12 protein-coding genes and 7 tRNA genes are annotated in these 15,077 nt (G+C 42.4%); 17 read left to right on the plus strand and 2 right to left on the minus strand.

Annotated features, from left to right (window positions below):
* The first annotated feature begins 60 nt into the window (after positions 1–60).
* From GPDM_RS11860 to GPDM_RS11890, 7 genes are all read left to right on the plus strand, one after another.
* A tRNA-Thr gene (locus GPDM_RS11860) sits at positions 61–133 on the plus strand.
* Between the two features lie 56 nt (positions 134–189).
* Positions 190–264, plus strand: a tRNA-Glu gene (locus GPDM_RS11865).
* 4 nt (positions 265–268) lie between these two features.
* Positions 269–344, plus strand: a tRNA-Val gene (locus tag GPDM_RS11870).
* Positions 345–364: 20 nt separating this feature from the next.
* A tRNA-Tyr gene (locus GPDM_RS11875) sits at positions 365–448 on the plus strand.
* A 20-nt stretch (positions 449–468) separates the two neighbouring features.
* Positions 469–543: transfer RNA gene (locus GPDM_RS11880), tRNA-Gln, on the plus strand.
* 11 nt (positions 544–554) lie between these two features.
* A tRNA-Lys gene (locus tag GPDM_RS11885) sits at positions 555–627 on the plus strand.
* A 31-nt stretch (positions 628–658) separates the two neighbouring features.
* A tRNA-Ala gene (locus GPDM_RS11890) sits at positions 659–731 on the plus strand.
* Positions 732–801: 70 nt separating this feature from the next.
* Here GPDM_RS11890 and GPDM_RS11895 read toward each other — a convergent pair.
* Positions 802–1,881: a citrate synthase/methylcitrate synthase gene (locus tag GPDM_RS11895; RefSeq protein WP_008431681.1), complete on the minus strand. Its 1,080-nt coding sequence runs from the start codon at positions 1,879–1,881 to the stop codon at positions 802–804.
* 103 nt (positions 1,882–1,984) lie between these two features.
* Here GPDM_RS11895 and GPDM_RS11900 point away from each other — a divergent pair, with 103 nt between their 5' ends.
* From GPDM_RS11900 to GPDM_RS11945, 10 genes are all read left to right on the plus strand, one after another.
* On the plus strand, positions 1,985–2,866 hold the full coding sequence (locus GPDM_RS11900) for a LysR family transcriptional regulator (protein WP_008431682.1): 882 nt from the start codon (positions 1,985–1,987) through the stop codon (positions 2,864–2,866).
* A 15-nt stretch (positions 2,867–2,881) separates the two neighbouring features.
* Complete coding sequence (locus GPDM_RS11905; protein WP_008431684.1) at positions 2,882–3,445, plus strand: GNAT family N-acetyltransferase; 564 nt, start codon at positions 2,882–2,884, stop codon at positions 3,443–3,445.
* Between the two features lie 70 nt (positions 3,446–3,515).
* The gene (gene rocF, locus GPDM_RS11910) at positions 3,516–4,424 is read left to right on the plus strand and encodes an arginase (RefSeq protein ID WP_008431686.1); all 909 of its coding nucleotides are present in this window, start codon (positions 3,516–3,518) and stop codon (positions 4,422–4,424) included.
* Between the two features lie 248 nt (positions 4,425–4,672).
* The gene (gene sigW, locus GPDM_RS11915) at positions 4,673–5,236 is read left to right on the plus strand and encodes an RNA polymerase sigma factor SigW (protein ID WP_008431688.1); all 564 of its coding nucleotides are present in this window, start codon (positions 4,673–4,675) and stop codon (positions 5,234–5,236) included.
* Positions 5,237–5,248: 12 nt separating this feature from the next.
* Positions 5,249–5,884 carry a zf-HC2 domain-containing protein gene (locus GPDM_RS11920; protein ID WP_008431690.1) on the plus strand — a complete coding sequence of 212 codons (636 nt, stop codon included), beginning with the start codon at positions 5,249–5,251 and terminating at the stop codon, positions 5,882–5,884.
* 102 nt (positions 5,885–5,986) lie between these two features.
* On the plus strand, positions 5,987–6,823 hold the full coding sequence (gene cdaA, locus GPDM_RS11925; RefSeq protein WP_008431691.1) for a diadenylate cyclase CdaA: 837 nt from the start codon (positions 5,987–5,989) through the stop codon (positions 6,821–6,823).
* Positions 6,816–7,784, plus strand: coding sequence for a CdaR family protein (locus GPDM_RS11930; protein WP_008431692.1), 969 nt, complete (start codon positions 6,816–6,818; stop codon positions 7,782–7,784). Before cdaA ends, GPDM_RS11930 begins: the two co-directional genes overlap by 8 nt.
* A 73-nt stretch (positions 7,785–7,857) precedes the next feature.
* Positions 7,858–9,207 carry a phosphoglucosamine mutase gene (gene glmM / locus GPDM_RS11935; RefSeq protein WP_008431694.1) on the plus strand — a complete coding sequence of 450 codons (1,350 nt, stop codon included), beginning with the start codon at positions 7,858–7,860 and terminating at the stop codon, positions 9,205–9,207.
* 817 nt (positions 9,208–10,024) lie between these two features.
* A complete protein-coding gene (gene glmS, locus GPDM_RS11940) occupies positions 10,025–11,827 on the plus strand; it encodes a glutamine--fructose-6-phosphate transaminase (isomerizing) (protein WP_008431697.1) in 1,803 nt (600 codons plus the stop codon).
* 221 nt (positions 11,828–12,048) lie between these two features.
* On the plus strand, positions 12,049–12,867 hold the full coding sequence (locus GPDM_RS11945) for an STAS domain-containing protein (RefSeq protein WP_008431698.1): 819 nt from the start codon (positions 12,049–12,051) through the stop codon (positions 12,865–12,867).
* A gap of 49 nt (positions 12,868–12,916) precedes the next feature.
* Here GPDM_RS11945 and GPDM_RS11950 read toward each other — a convergent pair whose 3' ends face one another.
* Positions 12,917–14,734: a putative bifunctional diguanylate cyclase/phosphodiesterase gene (locus tag GPDM_RS11950; RefSeq protein WP_008431699.1), complete on the minus strand. Its 1,818-nt coding sequence runs from the start codon at positions 14,732–14,734 to the stop codon at positions 12,917–12,919.
* Positions 14,735–15,077: the final 343 nt, after the last annotated feature.

The raw sequence follows: 15,077 nt of genomic DNA on the forward strand, positions 1-15,077 counted from the left end.
AGTAGGACATCGCTGGGCTATTCTATGTTTATTTTTTATTCCTAATGATTCTTTTACCTTGCTTCCATAGCTCAGCAGGTAGAGTGCTTCCATGGTAAGGAAGAGGTCACCGGTTCGAATCCGGTTGGAAGCTTTTGTTTTTACAAGGTTTCTCTAATAGGGAATAAAATAAATCATTTTATTATGCAAGGCCCCTTGGTCAAGCGGTTAAGACACCGCCCTTTCACGGCGGTAACACGGGTTCGAATCCCGTAGGGGTCACCATTTTGGAGGATTAGCTCAGCTGGGAGAGCATCTGCCTTACAAGCAGAGGGTCGGCGGTTCGATCCCGTCATCCTCCACCATTTTTCTTATAACTTTATACGGTGGGGTAGCGAAGTGGCTAAACGCGGCGGACTGTAAATCCGCTCCTTCGGGTTCGGCAGTTCGAATCTGCCCCCCACCACCAGTTTTATTTATGAGTACCGATGGGGTATAGCCAAGCGGTAAGGCAACGGGTTTTGATCCCGTCATGCCCTGGTTCGAATCCAGGTACCCCAGCCATTTTTTATTGTGAGCCATTAGCTCAGCTGGTAGAGCATCTGACTTTTAATCAGAGGGTCGAAGGTTCGAATCCTTCATGGCTCATTCTTTTAACATCCTTGCGCCTGTTCAGCGCGGGGCCTTAGCTCAGCTGGGAGAGCGCGTCGCTGGCAGTGACGAGGTCAGGGGTTCGAGCCCCCTAGGCTCCATTGTTCCATGTGTATTTGTACTATCCATGTGTAAAAAACCCGTATCCATTCATTTGGATACGGGTTTTTTTTAGGTTCCGATGTATTCAGATTGTGGGCGGAAGATGACATTATTTTCTTGTTGTTCAAGTGTATGAGCTGTCCATCCCACGATGCGCGCCACACTAAAAGTGGGTGTGAACAATTGCGTTGGCATTTCGATGGATCGCATAATCGCCGCTGCATAAAACTCTACATTGGTGTAAAGTGCCCGACCAGGCTTTTGTTCATTGAGCTTTTTAACAATATAGGCTTCTGCTGTCACTGCTAAATCGAGCCACGCATCTTCTCCTTGAAGTGCTAGGCATTTTTTTCGAAGGATAATGGACCGTGGATCTTCTGTCCGGTAAACTCGGTGACCAAAGCCCATAATTTTTTCTCCATTATTTAATTTTTCTTCAATAATTGGAGCGATCTGATCTTCCGTTTTTATCGTATTCAGTAAATCGATAACACCTGACGGGGCACCACCGTGAAGAGGGCCTTTCATGGTGCCAAGAGCTGAAGTAATGGCGGATACTAAGTCGGACTCAGTTGAAATGGTAACACGGGCCGCAAACGTTGAAGCATTCATGCCATGTTCCATCGTTAGTTTTAAATAAGTTTCGAGCGCTTCTGTTTGTACAGCAGAAGGCAGTTGTTCGTTGATCATCCAAAGATAATTAGCGGTGTGCCCCAAATCATCTCTCGGTTCAACGGGTTGCTGTCCGTTTTGAATGCGGTAAAAAGCCGCGGTCATTACCGGTAAGGCTGCTGTGAGCGCGACGGCTTGCTCTTGAGGTGATAAGGTTTGAAATTTTGTATGTGTATAAGCGGATACCAATGTTCGCATGGCATCCATTAATGAGATTTCTTTTGGCAAAAGCTCTGTAATTTGAACAATATGCTCAGGTAGTTTTCGGTAAAACAGCAATTGTTGTTGAAGTTGCTCGAGTTGTTGGGTGTTTGGTGATTGGCCGTACCAAAGAAAATAAGCTGTTTCCTCAAATGATTTCTTTTGGATAACCGCTTCAACCAGTTCGCCACGATAGCGTAATTCCCCTAAGTCCCCGTCCACAGAAGCAATTGCAGTTTGAACAGCTACTACGCCTTTCAATCCTTTTTGAAACATGTGAATTCCTCCTTTTCTTTTAGTTTACTCCTAGCGATTGATAATAAAAATTAAAGATATATAATTAAGGCAATTAAAAATATTAATCGAAATGAGGGATGTTATGGAAGTTCAATGGTTGAGAACGTTTGTGGATGCGGCAGAAACCTTGAATTTCAGAAAAACGTCAGAGCGCTTGTTGATGTCGCAGCCTAGTGTAACGGTTCACATTCGATTATTGGAAGAAAATTTAGGACTCTCTTTATTTAAGCGCAGCCATAATCGGGTATCGTTAACAGAAGAAGGTCGACATTTTAAAGGAAAAGCACAGAAAGTGTTAGAGCAATTAGATGGCAGTGTGGAAGAATTGCACGCTTTTGCTCAAGGCTACCGAAAAAAATGGACATTGGCGATTTCCCCGTTAATGGCCGAGACGGTTTTGCCTTATGTGCTGCGGTCTTTTACAGAACAACATCCAGAAGTCGAGCTAGTCATTCGTGTGGAAGAATCAGAAGCTATAGAGGATTTGGTTGAAACAGAAGAAGTATCTGCTGGAATTTCTGCTTTGCCACCTATTGGTCGCACGATCGACCCGCTTGTTGTGTATGAGGACCCATTGTTATTTATTTTGCCAAGAGACGCTTATGACGATGAAACAGGACCAGCCATTTCAATAGAAGAAACTTTACGCAAATCGATTTTGTTTACGCATCATCATCCTGTTTTTTGGGAAGAGCTATTAGAAAAATTACGCCTCCAGATGCCTGGTATTCGAACGATGAAAGTGACACAAGCACATATTGTGAAACGCTTTATACAAGAAGGGTTAGGCACATCGTTTTTGCCTAAATCCATGGTGCGGCGGGAATTGGTGGAAGGTCGCTTAATGGAAGCGCATTTTGATTTGTTTCCGCTGCCCACAGTCTCTACTTATTTTCTAACAAAACAAATGGGTGCACTTGAAGAAGATTTTGTGGAATGCATCCAGTCGGTATACTTTACGTAAAAAGGAGAGATTGCGATGATTATTGAATCAGATGGCATTCGTTTACGGTTATTAAAGAGAGAAGATTTTGAAGCGTTATGGGCTTTGTATACACCGAAAATTTTTGAGCATATGCTCAATCAAGTCGAAATTTTTGAAGATATGGTAGCGTGGTTAGAAGCGGGAATGAACCAGTCAAATGTACTTATTTTTGCGGTGGAAAATCCGGAAACAGCAGAAGTTATCGGTACGACTCGTATATATGCAATTGATGAGACCAATAAAAGCTGTGAAATGGGCGCAACATTTTATGCGTTGTCAGCGCAGCGGACGCATGTCAATACATCGGTTAAACGTGCGTTACTTAGCTATTGTTTTGAAGAACGTGGCATGATTCGTGTTCAGTTTAAGACAGATGCTGAAAATGTGCGCTCGCAGAAGGCGATTGAACGGATCGGAGCGGTTAAAGAAGGAGTTCTGCGAAATGAGCGAATTCGGTCAAATGGCAAACCGCGAGATGCGGTAGTCTATTCCATTATCGATAAAGAGTGGCCAAAAGTGAAAAAAGATTTGGCGAAAAAAGCGAATAAATATACGTAAAATTGTACAGTTGAGCCAAAGAGACCTTAGCGGTTACAATAAGTCTATCTTGCTAAGGGGGTATAAAATAATGAATAAATTAAATATTTCTATTATCGGAGTTCCAATGGACCACGGTCAAACTCGTCGTGGTGTTGATATGGGACCAAGCGCTATCCGTTATGCAGGTGTTGTAGACCGCATCGAAGAGTTAGGCCATCGCGTTACAGATGAAGGGGACATCCTGATTGGTCAAACAGACGGCAGTGTAGATACAGAAACAAACTTACGAAATTTGAAAGCGATTACTAAAGCAACTGAAGCACTAGGCGATAAAGTATTTAACGTAGCAGAAGCTGGGAATTTCCCATTAGTACTGGGCGGCGATCACAGTATTGCGATTGGTACACTTGCTGGAATTTCAGAACGTCACGAAAACTTAGGCGTTATTTGGTATGATGCACATGCAGATATGAACACGAGTGATACGTCACCATCAGGCAATATCCACGGCATGCCGCTTGCAGCAAGCTTTGGACATGGTCATGAAAAACTGACAAACATTCGCGGGTATTCGCCAAAAGTAAAACCTGAAAACATTGTCATCATCGGAGCTCGTTCAGTAGATCCAGGTGAGCGCGAACTGATCAAAGAACACGGCATTCGCGTTTACAGCATGCACGAAATTGATAAAATGGGTATGCATGCCGTAATCGAAGAATCGATTAAGTACTTAAAAGAAGAACGCAAAACAGATGCGGTTCACTTATCATTAGATCTTGATGGCATTGATCCGATGTACACGCCAGGCGTTGGGACACCAGTTCCAGGCGGCATTAGCTACCGTGAAAGCCATTTAGCAATGGAAATGTTGTTTGATGCAAACATCATTACGTCTGCAGAATTTGTTGAAGTTAACCCGATTCTTGACGAGAAAAACAAAACAGCTGATGTAGCAGTGGCGTTAATCGGTTCATTGTTCGGCGAAAAATTATTATAAGTTCATTTAGATAGAAGGCCGGAGACAACTCAATGGAGTTGTCTTCGGTCTTTTATTATTTAAAGTTTTAGTAATAAAAAATAAAAAATAGCTATAACTCGCAACTTTTTCAAATCTAAATCGTTAAAAAATTAGTTGGATTTATTTGGGTATTGTTTGATACGATAGAATAAGAAAAAATAATTGAAACTTTTTTTATAGAGATACGTATATAAAGTACAGCCGCATAGGCGGAGGGAAATGAGATCATGGATGCGTTAGTGAATAAACGAATAGCAAAAGTAATAAAAGGCGATCAGAACGCATTCGCCGAAATCGTGGAGCTTTACCAGCATCAGCTGTATCAAGTTTGTTACCGAATGCTTGGCAACAAGCAGGAAGCAGAAGATATTGCTCAAGAAGCTTTTATGCGTGCGTATGTAAATATTCATACGTTTGATCAGAATCGGAAATTTTCTACTTGGTTATACCGCATCGCCACCAATTTATGCATCGATCGAATCCGTAAGAAAAAGCCGGATTATCACTTAGATGCTGAAGTGCGCGGGACGGAAGGCTTGAATATGTACTCGAAAATTGCCAATGATGACGAACTTCCAGAAGAAGAGTTAATGCGGATGGAAGTTCAAGAGCGGGTACAGTACGAAATCAGCCGCTTGCCAGATAAGTACCGTGCCGCTATTGTATTAAAGTATATTGAAGAATTGCCGCTCGCGGAAATCAGTGAAATTTTGGATTTGCCGTTAGGAACGGTAAAGACGCGTATACACCGAGGGCGAGAAGCTCTTCGCAAGCAATTGAGCAATTTGTAGGAGGCGAGCACGATGAATACGTGTCCGGAAAACGTGTTAGAGTTAATGAATCATTACCTCGACGGGGATATTAATCCAAGCGAGGAACAGCAATTAAAAGAGCACTTGGAAAGCTGCCCTGACTGCAGAGAGCAGTACCAAGCTTTAAGCAAAACCGTTGCATTTGTCCAAAGTGCATCTCATATACAGGCGCCGTCTGATTTTGTCCAAAAGACCATGGGACGATTGCCGAAAGAAAGACAGCGCGCGGGTGTTCAGCGCTGGTTAAGAAGACATCCCATGCTTGCAGCCGCCGCGTTGTTTTGTCTATTAATGAGCACAGCGTTGTTTACAAACTTTAATGACGACCAACAGTTTTCATTTACGAAACAACCAAATTTGGTTGTGGAAGGACAAACGGTTATTGTTCCTGAAGGGGAAACTGTGGTAGGCAACTTAACTGTACGCAATGGCGATTTACGGGTAGAAGGTGAGCTTCAAGGAGACGTCACGATCGTCAATGGTCAGTACATGGCATCGAGCGGTGTAATTACCGGGGAAATTGAAGAAATCGATCAAGCTTTTGAATGGTTATGGTTTACGATTAAAGAAGGTTTTAAAGATGCAGCCGCAATTTTTGAAACAAATGACAGTCAAACAAACGATTAAACCTATCCTCTCCTAAAGGATGGGTTTTTTCTATGAAGGCAAGCCTAATTCACTTATGATATACTTAATGCATATGCAGATGTAGAAAAGCGAGGGTTGCAGATGCCTTTTTTTGAAAGTTTAACAGACCAAACACCATTTAGACTTCTAGGAAATATCATCGACATTTTATTGGTGTGGTTCGTTGTTTATAAATTGATAACGGTCATCAAAGGGACGAAAGCCGTTCAATTGCTGAAAGGAATCTTTGTCATTATTATTGCACGCCTCGTGACGCAAGCGCTCAACCTAGAAACATTAGGCTGGATTATGCAACAGGTACTGGAATGGGGCTTTTTAGCAATCATTATTATTTTCCAACCAGAGTTGCGCCGTGCACTTGAACAGCTTGGTCGTGGGAGATTGTTCTCAAGCAGTACGCTGAACGAAGAATCTGAACGCAACCGACTGATTGAGGCGATGTCCAAGTCCGTCAGTTATATGGCGAAACGGCGAATCGGAGCACTTGTGTCGATTGAGCGCGAAACCGGTTTGAGTGAATATATTGAAACGGGAATTCCGATGAACTCGGACCTTACATCTGAACTGATGATTAATTTATTCATTCCAAATACTCCGTTGCATGATGGAGCGGTGATCGTTCAAAAAAATCGGATTGCCGCAGCTGCTTGTTATTTGCCGCTGTCTGAAAGTCCGTTTATTTCCAAAGAGCTTGGAACACGTCACCGTGCCGCTCTTGGCATTAGTGAAGTGACTGATGCGATTACAATTGTCGTATCAGAAGAAACCGGTGCCATCAGCTTGACGGCAAATGGTGACTTGCACCGTAATTTATCACTCGAAGACTTTGAAGTAAAGTTACGCCGCATTTGGTTTGGCGTAGCACAGCAAGAAGTCACTTCTTCTTGGTGGAATTGGAGGAGGAAAAAGAATGGATAAGATGATGGACAATCGCTGGTTTTTGCGAATTACGGCGCTGTTGTTAGCCTTCCTTTTGTTCTTCTCCGTTCAAGCGGAAGATAATTCCACGGGGTCGACGGACACTAGTCGAGTGTCGGAAGTGATTGAAGATGTAGAGCTTGAGGTATACCATGACAACGACCTAATGGTTAGTGGGGTGCCAAAAACAGCTGACTTGCATTTAACAGGCCCAGTCAGCATAGTTCAAGCGGCGCGTCAGTTAGAAGATTTTACGTTGTTTGTGGATTTGCGTAATTTGCCGCTTGGCGAACACCAAGTCCCGATTCAAACTGAAAATGTCTCGGAACAATTAACAAGTCGAGTAGATCCAGCGTTTGTGAACGTCGTGATTGAAGAGCGGGTGTCGCAAGAATTCCGCATTGACCCTGATATTAATGACCGCATGCTCGCAGAAGGCTTTGTTTTAGATAAAGTGACGGTCGAACCAGAAACAGTAGTGGTGACGGGTCCTAAAAGTATGATTGACGCCATCAGCTTTGTAAAAGCCACGGTTTCTGGCGAGCAAGGTGTCAATGAATCTTTTACGACGGCAGCACGTGTACGAGTACTAGCAGAAGATTTGACGAAACTGGAAAATGCAGAAATCGAACCGGAAGAAGTTGAAGTGTCTGTTAAAGTTGTTGAATATAGCAAAACAGTGCCTGTCAGAATTGAGCCAACTGGAGAAGTCCGAACAGGCATTAGCATCAACAATTTGACCACATCCACTGAAGAAATTCGGATTTATGGTCCGAAAACGGTTGTCGATGAAATGACAGAATATGTAGTAGAAGTAGACGCTGCCAGCATAACTGCAGAAGATAGTACAGTAGATGTAGAATTGAGTATTCCACCGGGAGCTTCAGCAGTTTCACCAGCTCAAGTAACGGTGGAAGCAGAAGTAGTAAGCGATGATTCGGCACAGCTGCCAGTAGACTAATAAACAATAGTATAAAAGAGAAAAAATAGATTTAAAAAAATAGTAGCAACTGACTGAAGGAGCGAATATTGTAATGGGAAAATATTTTGGAACAGATGGAGTACGGGGAGTTGCCAATAGCGAGCTAACACCTGAATTGGCTTTTAGATTAGGTCGTATAGGCGGATACATTTTAACAAAAAGCGCAAAAGACAAACCGAAAGTGCTAATTGGCCGTGATACACGAATTTCAGGTGAAATGTTAGAAGGCGCTTTGGCTGCCGGACTACTTTCTGTCGGAGCGGAAGTTATGCGCCTCGGCGTTATTAGCACACCAGGCGTTTCGTATTTGACGCGTGTGATGAGTGCAGAGGCGGGCGTTATGATTTCAGCTTCGCATAATCCTGTAGAAGACAATGGCATCAAATTCTTCGGTTCAGACGGCTTTAAATTGTCGGATGCACAAGAAGCAGAAATTGAAGCGTTGTTAGACAGCGCTGAAGATCTATTGCCACGTCCAACTGGCGGCGACCTTGGGAGCATCACAGATTATTTTGAAGGCGGACAAAAATACCTTCAATACTTAAAACAAACAGTGGATGAAGAGTTCGACGGTATTTTAGTAGCGCTTGATTGTGCACACGGTGCTACGTCTACATTAGCAACGCATGTATTTGCGGATTTAGATGCAGACATTACATCAATGGGTGCTTCGCCAAACGGCTTGAATATTAACGCGGGCGTAGGTTCTACACATCCTGAGAAATTAGCAGAACTTGTTCTTGAAAAAGGGGCAGACATTGGTTTGGCATTTGATGGCGACGGCGATCGTCTAATTGCAGTAGATGAAAAAGGCAATATTGTCGATGGCGACCAAATTATGTACATTTGTGCAATGCATTTGCATTCAGAAGGTCGTTTGAAGAAAGATACAGTTGTTTCAACTGTAATGAGCAATATGGGCTTTTACAAAGCATTGGAAAGCCACGGCATGAAGAGCAACAAAACAGCTGTTGGTGACCGTTATGTCGTAGAAGAAATGAAGAAAAATGAATACAACTTGGGCGGCGAACAATCCGGTCATATCATTTTCTTAGATTACAATACAACTGGCGATGGTTTGTTAACAGGGCTTCAATTAGTGAATATCATGAAAATTACTGGCAAGAAATTGTCTGAGTTGGCGTCTGAAATGACGATTTTCCCGCAAAAGCTTGTAAATATTCGTGTGACGGATAAACATGCGGTAACAGATAACGCAAAAGTGGCAGAAGTGATTTCTGAAGTTGAAGCAGAAATGAACGGCAACGGCCGTGTGCTTGTGCGTCCTTCAGGTACAGAGCCATTGGTACGTATTATGGTAGAGGCAGCTTCAGCAGAAGACTGCGAAGAGTACGTAGAACGCATTGCAGTGGTTGTACGTAGCGAAATGGGTTTAAGCTAATCAAATCAATTATTTCAAGTCCGTGAGCATCTTTGCTTACGGGCTTTTTTATATTTTTTGATTTTGTGAGGGCGATTTGGGGTAAATGAGTGGAAAGGATAGAAACGAAGAAAGCGCTCCAGGCGGACGCTTTCCAGGGGGGCCGGCTTCAGCCGCTTCCTTCGCTTTGCTCAGTCCAGGGTCTTCAGCTCGTCCTGATCCCCTAGGAGTCGCCGCCTTGCGCACTTTCTTCTTAGTATAATTCTCTAGCTATGAAGCAAACTAGCGGAGACTCCCGCGGGATAGCGAAGTGTCGAAATCCACTCGGGCGTATAGCCCGAGTTAGTTCGGCGCAAGCCCGCAGGAAAGCGGAGCTAGTTTGCGGAATAGATTGTAGCTGAATGGTTTGAGAAATAAAAAGCCATAAAACTAACAACAGCCTGTTATTTATCAAATTTTTAAAGCTTCGAAAATGGATTTTGATAGATAAATAGACCAGTATACGGAAAAAGGTGATGAAATAGACCTAAATAACTATTTGCTTTAATTGACGGGATTGTGTTGAGGCTGTATGATAGTAGAGTCGGTTTACGGCCACTGAAAAAGGAGGATAGAAGTTGAGTGACAGGAAAACAATTATAGCGCCTGTACTAGAGAAATTGGACGGACAAGTCATCTCTAGTAGACGAGGAGAAGGAGTATCGAATTTTCGGCGGATCCCTTCCGGCCATGAAGCCTGGTCGTGATGTCCATTCTTAAAACAGTCGAGTGATCGATTGGCCAACAAGATGGATAGGCTCATCACTTATATGAACGAGACAAATGGAGGAATTTAATTATGTGTGGAATTGTAGGATATATTGGAGAAAATGATTCAAAGGAAATTTTGTTAAAAGGCTTAGAGCGTTTGGAATACCGCGGTTATGATTCAGCAGGAATCGCTGTCCGCAACGGTAGTGGCGTGAAAGTGTTTAAAGAAAAAGGACGTATTGCAGATTTACGCGGAGTTGTAGAAAATGACGTTATGGGTTCAACTGGGATCGGTCATACGCGTTGGGCGACTCATGGTAAACCAACACGTGCGAATGCTCACCCGCATCAAAATACATCTGACCGTTTCACACTTGTGCACAACGGCGTTATTGAAAACTACCACCACATTCAGCGCGATTATTTAGCTGACGTGGAAATGGAGTCAGATACGGATACAGAGATTATTGTTCAGTTGATCGGTAAATTTGTTGGAGAAGGCATGACAACTCAAGAAGCATTTACTAAAACTCTTACTTTACTAAAAGGTTCATATGCAATTGCATTGCTTGACGCTGAAGAAGAGCAAACGATTTTTGTAGCGAAAAACAAAAGCCCGTTATTAGTAGGACTTGGCGAAGATTTCAACGTTATCGCGTCTGATGCAATGGCAATGTTGCAATTGACTGACCAGTTTGTTGAATTGATGGACCAAGAAATCGTTATTGTCCGCAAAGACAGCGTGGAAATTTTAACATTGGATGGCAAGTCGGTAAGCCGCCTACCATTCACTGCAGAAATTGATATGAGCGATATTGAAAAAGGCACATATCCGCATTATATGTTGAAAGAAATTGACGAGCAGCCAGCAGTTGTCCGCAAAATCGTTCAAGCATACCAAGACGAAAATGATAAATTAACGATCAAACCAGAAATTTTAGAAGCAATGCAAGCGGCTGACCGCATTCACATCATTGCGGCTGGAACAAGCTATCACGCTGGATTGATCGGTAAAGAATATATTGAAAAATTAGCTGGAATTCCGGTTGAAGTGCATGTATCAAGTGAATTTGGTTACAATATGCCATTGTTGTCGGAAAACCCATTGTTCATCTTTATTTCACAATCAGGTGAAACAGCGGATAGCCGTCAAGTATTGGTGAAAATCAAAGAACTAGGCCATGCGTCATTAACGGTAACAAACGTTGCAGGATCTACGTTATCTCGTGAGTCTGACCATACGTTATTGTTGCATGCAGGTCCAGAAATCGCGGTTGCTTCTACAAAAGCGTACACTGCACAATTGGCAGTCCTGTCGATTTTAGCAGCGGTAACAGCTGAAGCACGCGGCCTTGATATCGGTTTTGATTTGGTTCAAGAACTAGGAATCGTTGCAAATGCAATTCAAGCACAAGTGGATTCGAAAGAAGAAATGGAACAAATTGCGACAGATTTCTTGTCGACAACACGTAACTGCTTCTTTATCGGTCGCGTAATGGATTATTTCGTTGGACTTGAAGGTTCATTGAAATTAAAAGAGATTTCGTATATCCAAGCTGAAGGCTTTGCAGGCGGCGAATTAAAACACGGTACGATTGCATTGATCGAAGAAGGAACACCGGTTATCGCACTTGCAACGCAAGAAGCGGTTAACTTGAACATCCGTGGAAACGTGAAAGAAGTAGCGGCACGCGGAGCAAACCCTTGTATCATCTCAATGGAAGGCTTACAAGAAGAAGGCGATAGCTTGGTCTTGCCAAAAGTGAACGAGTTGCTATCACCACTTGTATCAGTTATTCCGATGCAGTTGATCAGCTATTACGCAGCGCTTCACCGCGACTGTGACGTTGACAAGCCACGTAACTTAGCAAAATCAGTAACAGTTGAATAATAGCTTTTAGGAAAGACCCTTTTGGATAAATTCCAGAAGGGTCTTCTATTTTATAAAAAAATAGTTAAATCATATCTTTGCCCTTCGCCGCTTAGTGCTCCGAATCCTTGAGTGACCGTAAAAAAAGAGCGTTTTTATCGTTTGTAGTTTGACGATTCGTTGCCATTTTACGCCTTACCAAATGATATAATAGATACAACATAAGAAAAGGTGTGAAACAAATGTCTTCTTTTAAAGACTTTTCCAAATACATAAGTGAAAATGCTGGATCGTTATCAGCGGAAGTGGTTGAATCGGTGGTGCAGGAAATGAGCTTGACCATTCCTGAGTGGGAAAAAGAGCGGGCTGCTGGTATGTATGTTCAGTTGCTTGAGTTTTTTGGACAAGCTCTTCTCGAGAGTGGACAAATTGAAGTTCCGGACGCGTTGATCGAATGGAGTAAAAAGAATGCGGAGATGCAAATCGCTTCGGGCGGTGCTCTTTCAATGATTGCGATTCGGTACCCGGTAACGCGCAAAGTGTTTTCAGAGATTTTTACACGGCTGAGTGTAGAATTTGAGTTAACGGTTGTTGAAAACGCTAAAGCGATTCAAGCCATTCATGCAGTTCTTGATGTAAGTTTAAATGAGACCATTTTTGCGTTTGAGCAGCTATCGGAAAGAAAGCAGGCAGAAACGCGTGTAGAGTTATTAAATCTATCAGCGCCTATTGTGCCGGTATTAGAAGACGTCGTTGTGCTACCGCTTATTGGGGTGATAGACAGTTACCGAATTGCGCATATTATGAATAACGTGATCCCAAAAATCGCTGAGAAAAAAGTTCTTCACGTTATTACGGATTTTTCAGGTGTTTTGACGATTGATGATCATGTGGCGCTGTCGCTTCAGCAAATTGGCAGCACGCTTCAATTGATGGGCATTCATGTGGTCATTGCCGGATTAAGGCCCGACCTTGTGCAAGCGATTGTTCACAGTGGCATTGATATGCTTGATACAGAGTCGTACGCGACTGTAAAACAAGCGTTGGAAAGCGTAAAATAACGAAAAAAGCCAGATTCCTTTTGCTGAGGAAGCTGGCTTTTTTGTGGTTTTAATTAATTGGTGATGAGGCCGGTTGGTAAAGTCGTTCGATTTCTTCAGGTGGCAACGGTCGGTTAAAGTAATAACCTTGCGCTTGGTCGCAATTTTTTTGTTGCAAAAATTGCAGTTGTTCCAATGTTTCAACGCCTTCAGCAATAACGTTCAACTGCAAGTTTTCGGCCATTTTGATGATGGTATCGACAAGTGCAGCGTCTTTCGGGTCGGTAATGATGTTGCGGATAAAGTATTGGTCGATTTTTAAGGTATCGACTGGGAACAGCTTTAAATAGCGAAGCGATGAAAAGCCGGTACCGAAATCATCAATAGATAAATGAATGCCCATGGCTTTTAAAGTTTGCATAGTTTCTATGGCGCTAGTAGAGCTTTGGATAATGCTTTCCGTCAGTTCAAGTTCCAAGTATTTGGGATGTAGACCGGACTCCGAAAGCGCCGTATGTATTGTTTCCATTAAATTGCACCGTGAAAACTGATGAGACGAAATATTGACTGCGACGCGGAAGTGCGGAAGTCCAGCATCTTGCCATGCTTTGTTTTGCAAGCAAGCTTGCCGTAAAACAAATTCACCGATTTGAATAATACTCCCCGTATCTTCTGCGACGGGGATAAACTCAGCAGGTGAAATGTTCCCAAGTCTTGGGTGTACCCAGCGAACTAAAGCTTCGAGTCCGACTATTTTGTTGGTTTTTAAATCGATTTGGGGTTGGTAATGGATAAAAAATTCGCCTTTTTCCAAACCTTTCCGGATATCGATAGCCAATTTCGATTTTCGCAAGGCTGCCTGGTTAGTGCTTTCTGTGAAAAACTGAAAATTGTTTTTGCCTTGACTTTTTGCTTGAGAAAGGGCGATATCTGCATTTTTTACTAACGTATCCAAGTCGATTCCGTCATTCGGAAAGATGCTGATGCCGATAGAAGGGGTGACAAATAAATCTTCTTGTTGGAAGCGAAAAGGTTCTTTAAACAGCTCTAATATTTTTTGTGCATGAGCAGTTGCTTTGAAACTATCAGTATTCGGCAATAATAGTATAAATTCATCTGCACCAAGGCGAGAAATCGTATCTTCCGCATGCGCGATGCTTTGGAAACGCTTGGCCACTTCAATGAGCATTTGATCGCCAGCGTAATGTCCGTATGTGTCATTGATCAATTTAAAATGGTCTAAATCGATGTATAGCAAGGACATGCTTTGTTTTTTGCCGCTCTGTTGCTTGATTTTTAGAGCCAGTTGATCACTAAGCATCCGTCGGTTTGGCAAGCCCGTTAACGGATCTCGGTACACAAGGCTATTGATTTTTGCTTCTGTTTCTTTTCGTTCGGTGATGTCCCGAATGATATTGCTGAAAAACAATCCGTCTTCTGTTTTCCATGTCCCCACAGACATTTCAATCGGAATTTCCTGCCCATCTTTGCGGCGACCTACTAATTCAACGCGTCTGCCAATCACACTAGGAACGCCTGTCTCCGAAAACTGTTGTAAGCCCTTACGATGTCCGTCAATTAAAGACTCCGGAATAATAATTTCTAGGTTAACTCCAATCGCTTCTTTTTTCTTAAAGCCAAAAATGGTTTCAGCGCCTAAATTCCATTGCAAGATGGTTCCATGCTGATCGGCAACAATCACTGCATCTGAAGTCGATTCGAATACCGATTCAAACTTCAACTCTAATTCAGTGGAATTGCTTTTTTTCTGGAGTTTTTGGCTATTTCGTAAATGAACAACGAGTAACCCAATAAATAATAAAAGAGCTAATAAAATAAAAGATAATAATTGCATAAGCAAAGGATCGGAAAGTAAAAAAGTAGCCATGAAAAAAGAGGAGCCTCCTTTACAAAATAGGTAGTGTAACGAGCTTGATCTATAAGGTTAACCATATTTCAGCTTATTGTTTACATATCATATCACAAAAATATATGCGAATTGATAAAAATTTTATTACATATTATTGGTAATTATTGCGTTTGTTCGGCGAGTGACTTTTGTGAAATTCCGTATTCACGTGAAGCGCTCAACAAAAACTAGTATAGCCTACATCTAATTCGAAAGGACAATGAAATTTAGATCAGTAAATAATTTCTTTAGGAAAAAGAATACGAACAAAGACGTGCCAAGCTGTGGTGCCGATAGACTGGGCATTATTTTAATAATGGAT

Source organism: Planococcus donghaensis MPA1U2, assembly GCF_000189395.1.
In the GTDB taxonomy this organism is placed as follows: domain Bacteria; phylum Bacillota; class Bacilli; order Bacillales_A; family Planococcaceae; genus Planococcus; species Planococcus donghaensis_B.

Bases quoted from the DNA above. Each gene is read 5' to 3' on its own strand.
- GPDM_RS11920 (WP_008431690.1), top strand. From the start codon at position 5,249: ATGAATACGTGTCCGGAAAACGTGTTAGAGTTAATGAATCATTACCTC.
- GPDM_RS11900 (WP_008431682.1), top strand. From the start codon at position 1,985: ATGGAAGTTCAATGGTTGAGAACGTTTGTGGATGCGGCAGAAACCTTG.
- GPDM_RS11945 (WP_008431698.1), top strand. From the start codon at position 12,049: ATGTCTTCTTTTAAAGACTTTTCCAAATACATAAGTGAAAATGCTGGA.
- GPDM_RS11930 (WP_008431692.1), top strand. From the start codon at position 6,816: ATGGATAAGATGATGGACAATCGCTGGTTTTTGCGAATTACGGCGCTG.
- GPDM_RS11895 (WP_008431681.1), bottom strand. From the start codon at position 1,881: ATGTTTCAAAAAGGATTGAAAGGCGTAGTAGCTGTTCAAACTGCAATT.
- glmS (WP_008431697.1), top strand. From the start codon at position 10,025: ATGTGTGGAATTGTAGGATATATTGGAGAAAATGATTCAAAGGAAATT.
- GPDM_RS11905 (WP_008431684.1), top strand. From the start codon at position 2,882: ATGATTATTGAATCAGATGGCATTCGTTTACGGTTATTAAAGAGAGAA.
- sigW (WP_008431688.1), top strand. From the start codon at position 4,673: ATGGATGCGTTAGTGAATAAACGAATAGCAAAAGTAATAAAAGGCGAT.
- GPDM_RS11950 (WP_008431699.1), bottom strand. From the start codon at position 14,734: ATGGCTACTTTTTTACTTTCCGATCCTTTGCTTATGCAATTATTATCT.
- rocF (WP_008431686.1), top strand. From the start codon at position 3,516: ATGAATAAATTAAATATTTCTATTATCGGAGTTCCAATGGACCACGGT.
- glmM (WP_008431694.1), top strand. From the start codon at position 7,858: ATGGGAAAATATTTTGGAACAGATGGAGTACGGGGAGTTGCCAATAGC.
- cdaA (WP_008431691.1), top strand. From the start codon at position 5,987: ATGCCTTTTTTTGAAAGTTTAACAGACCAAACACCATTTAGACTTCTA.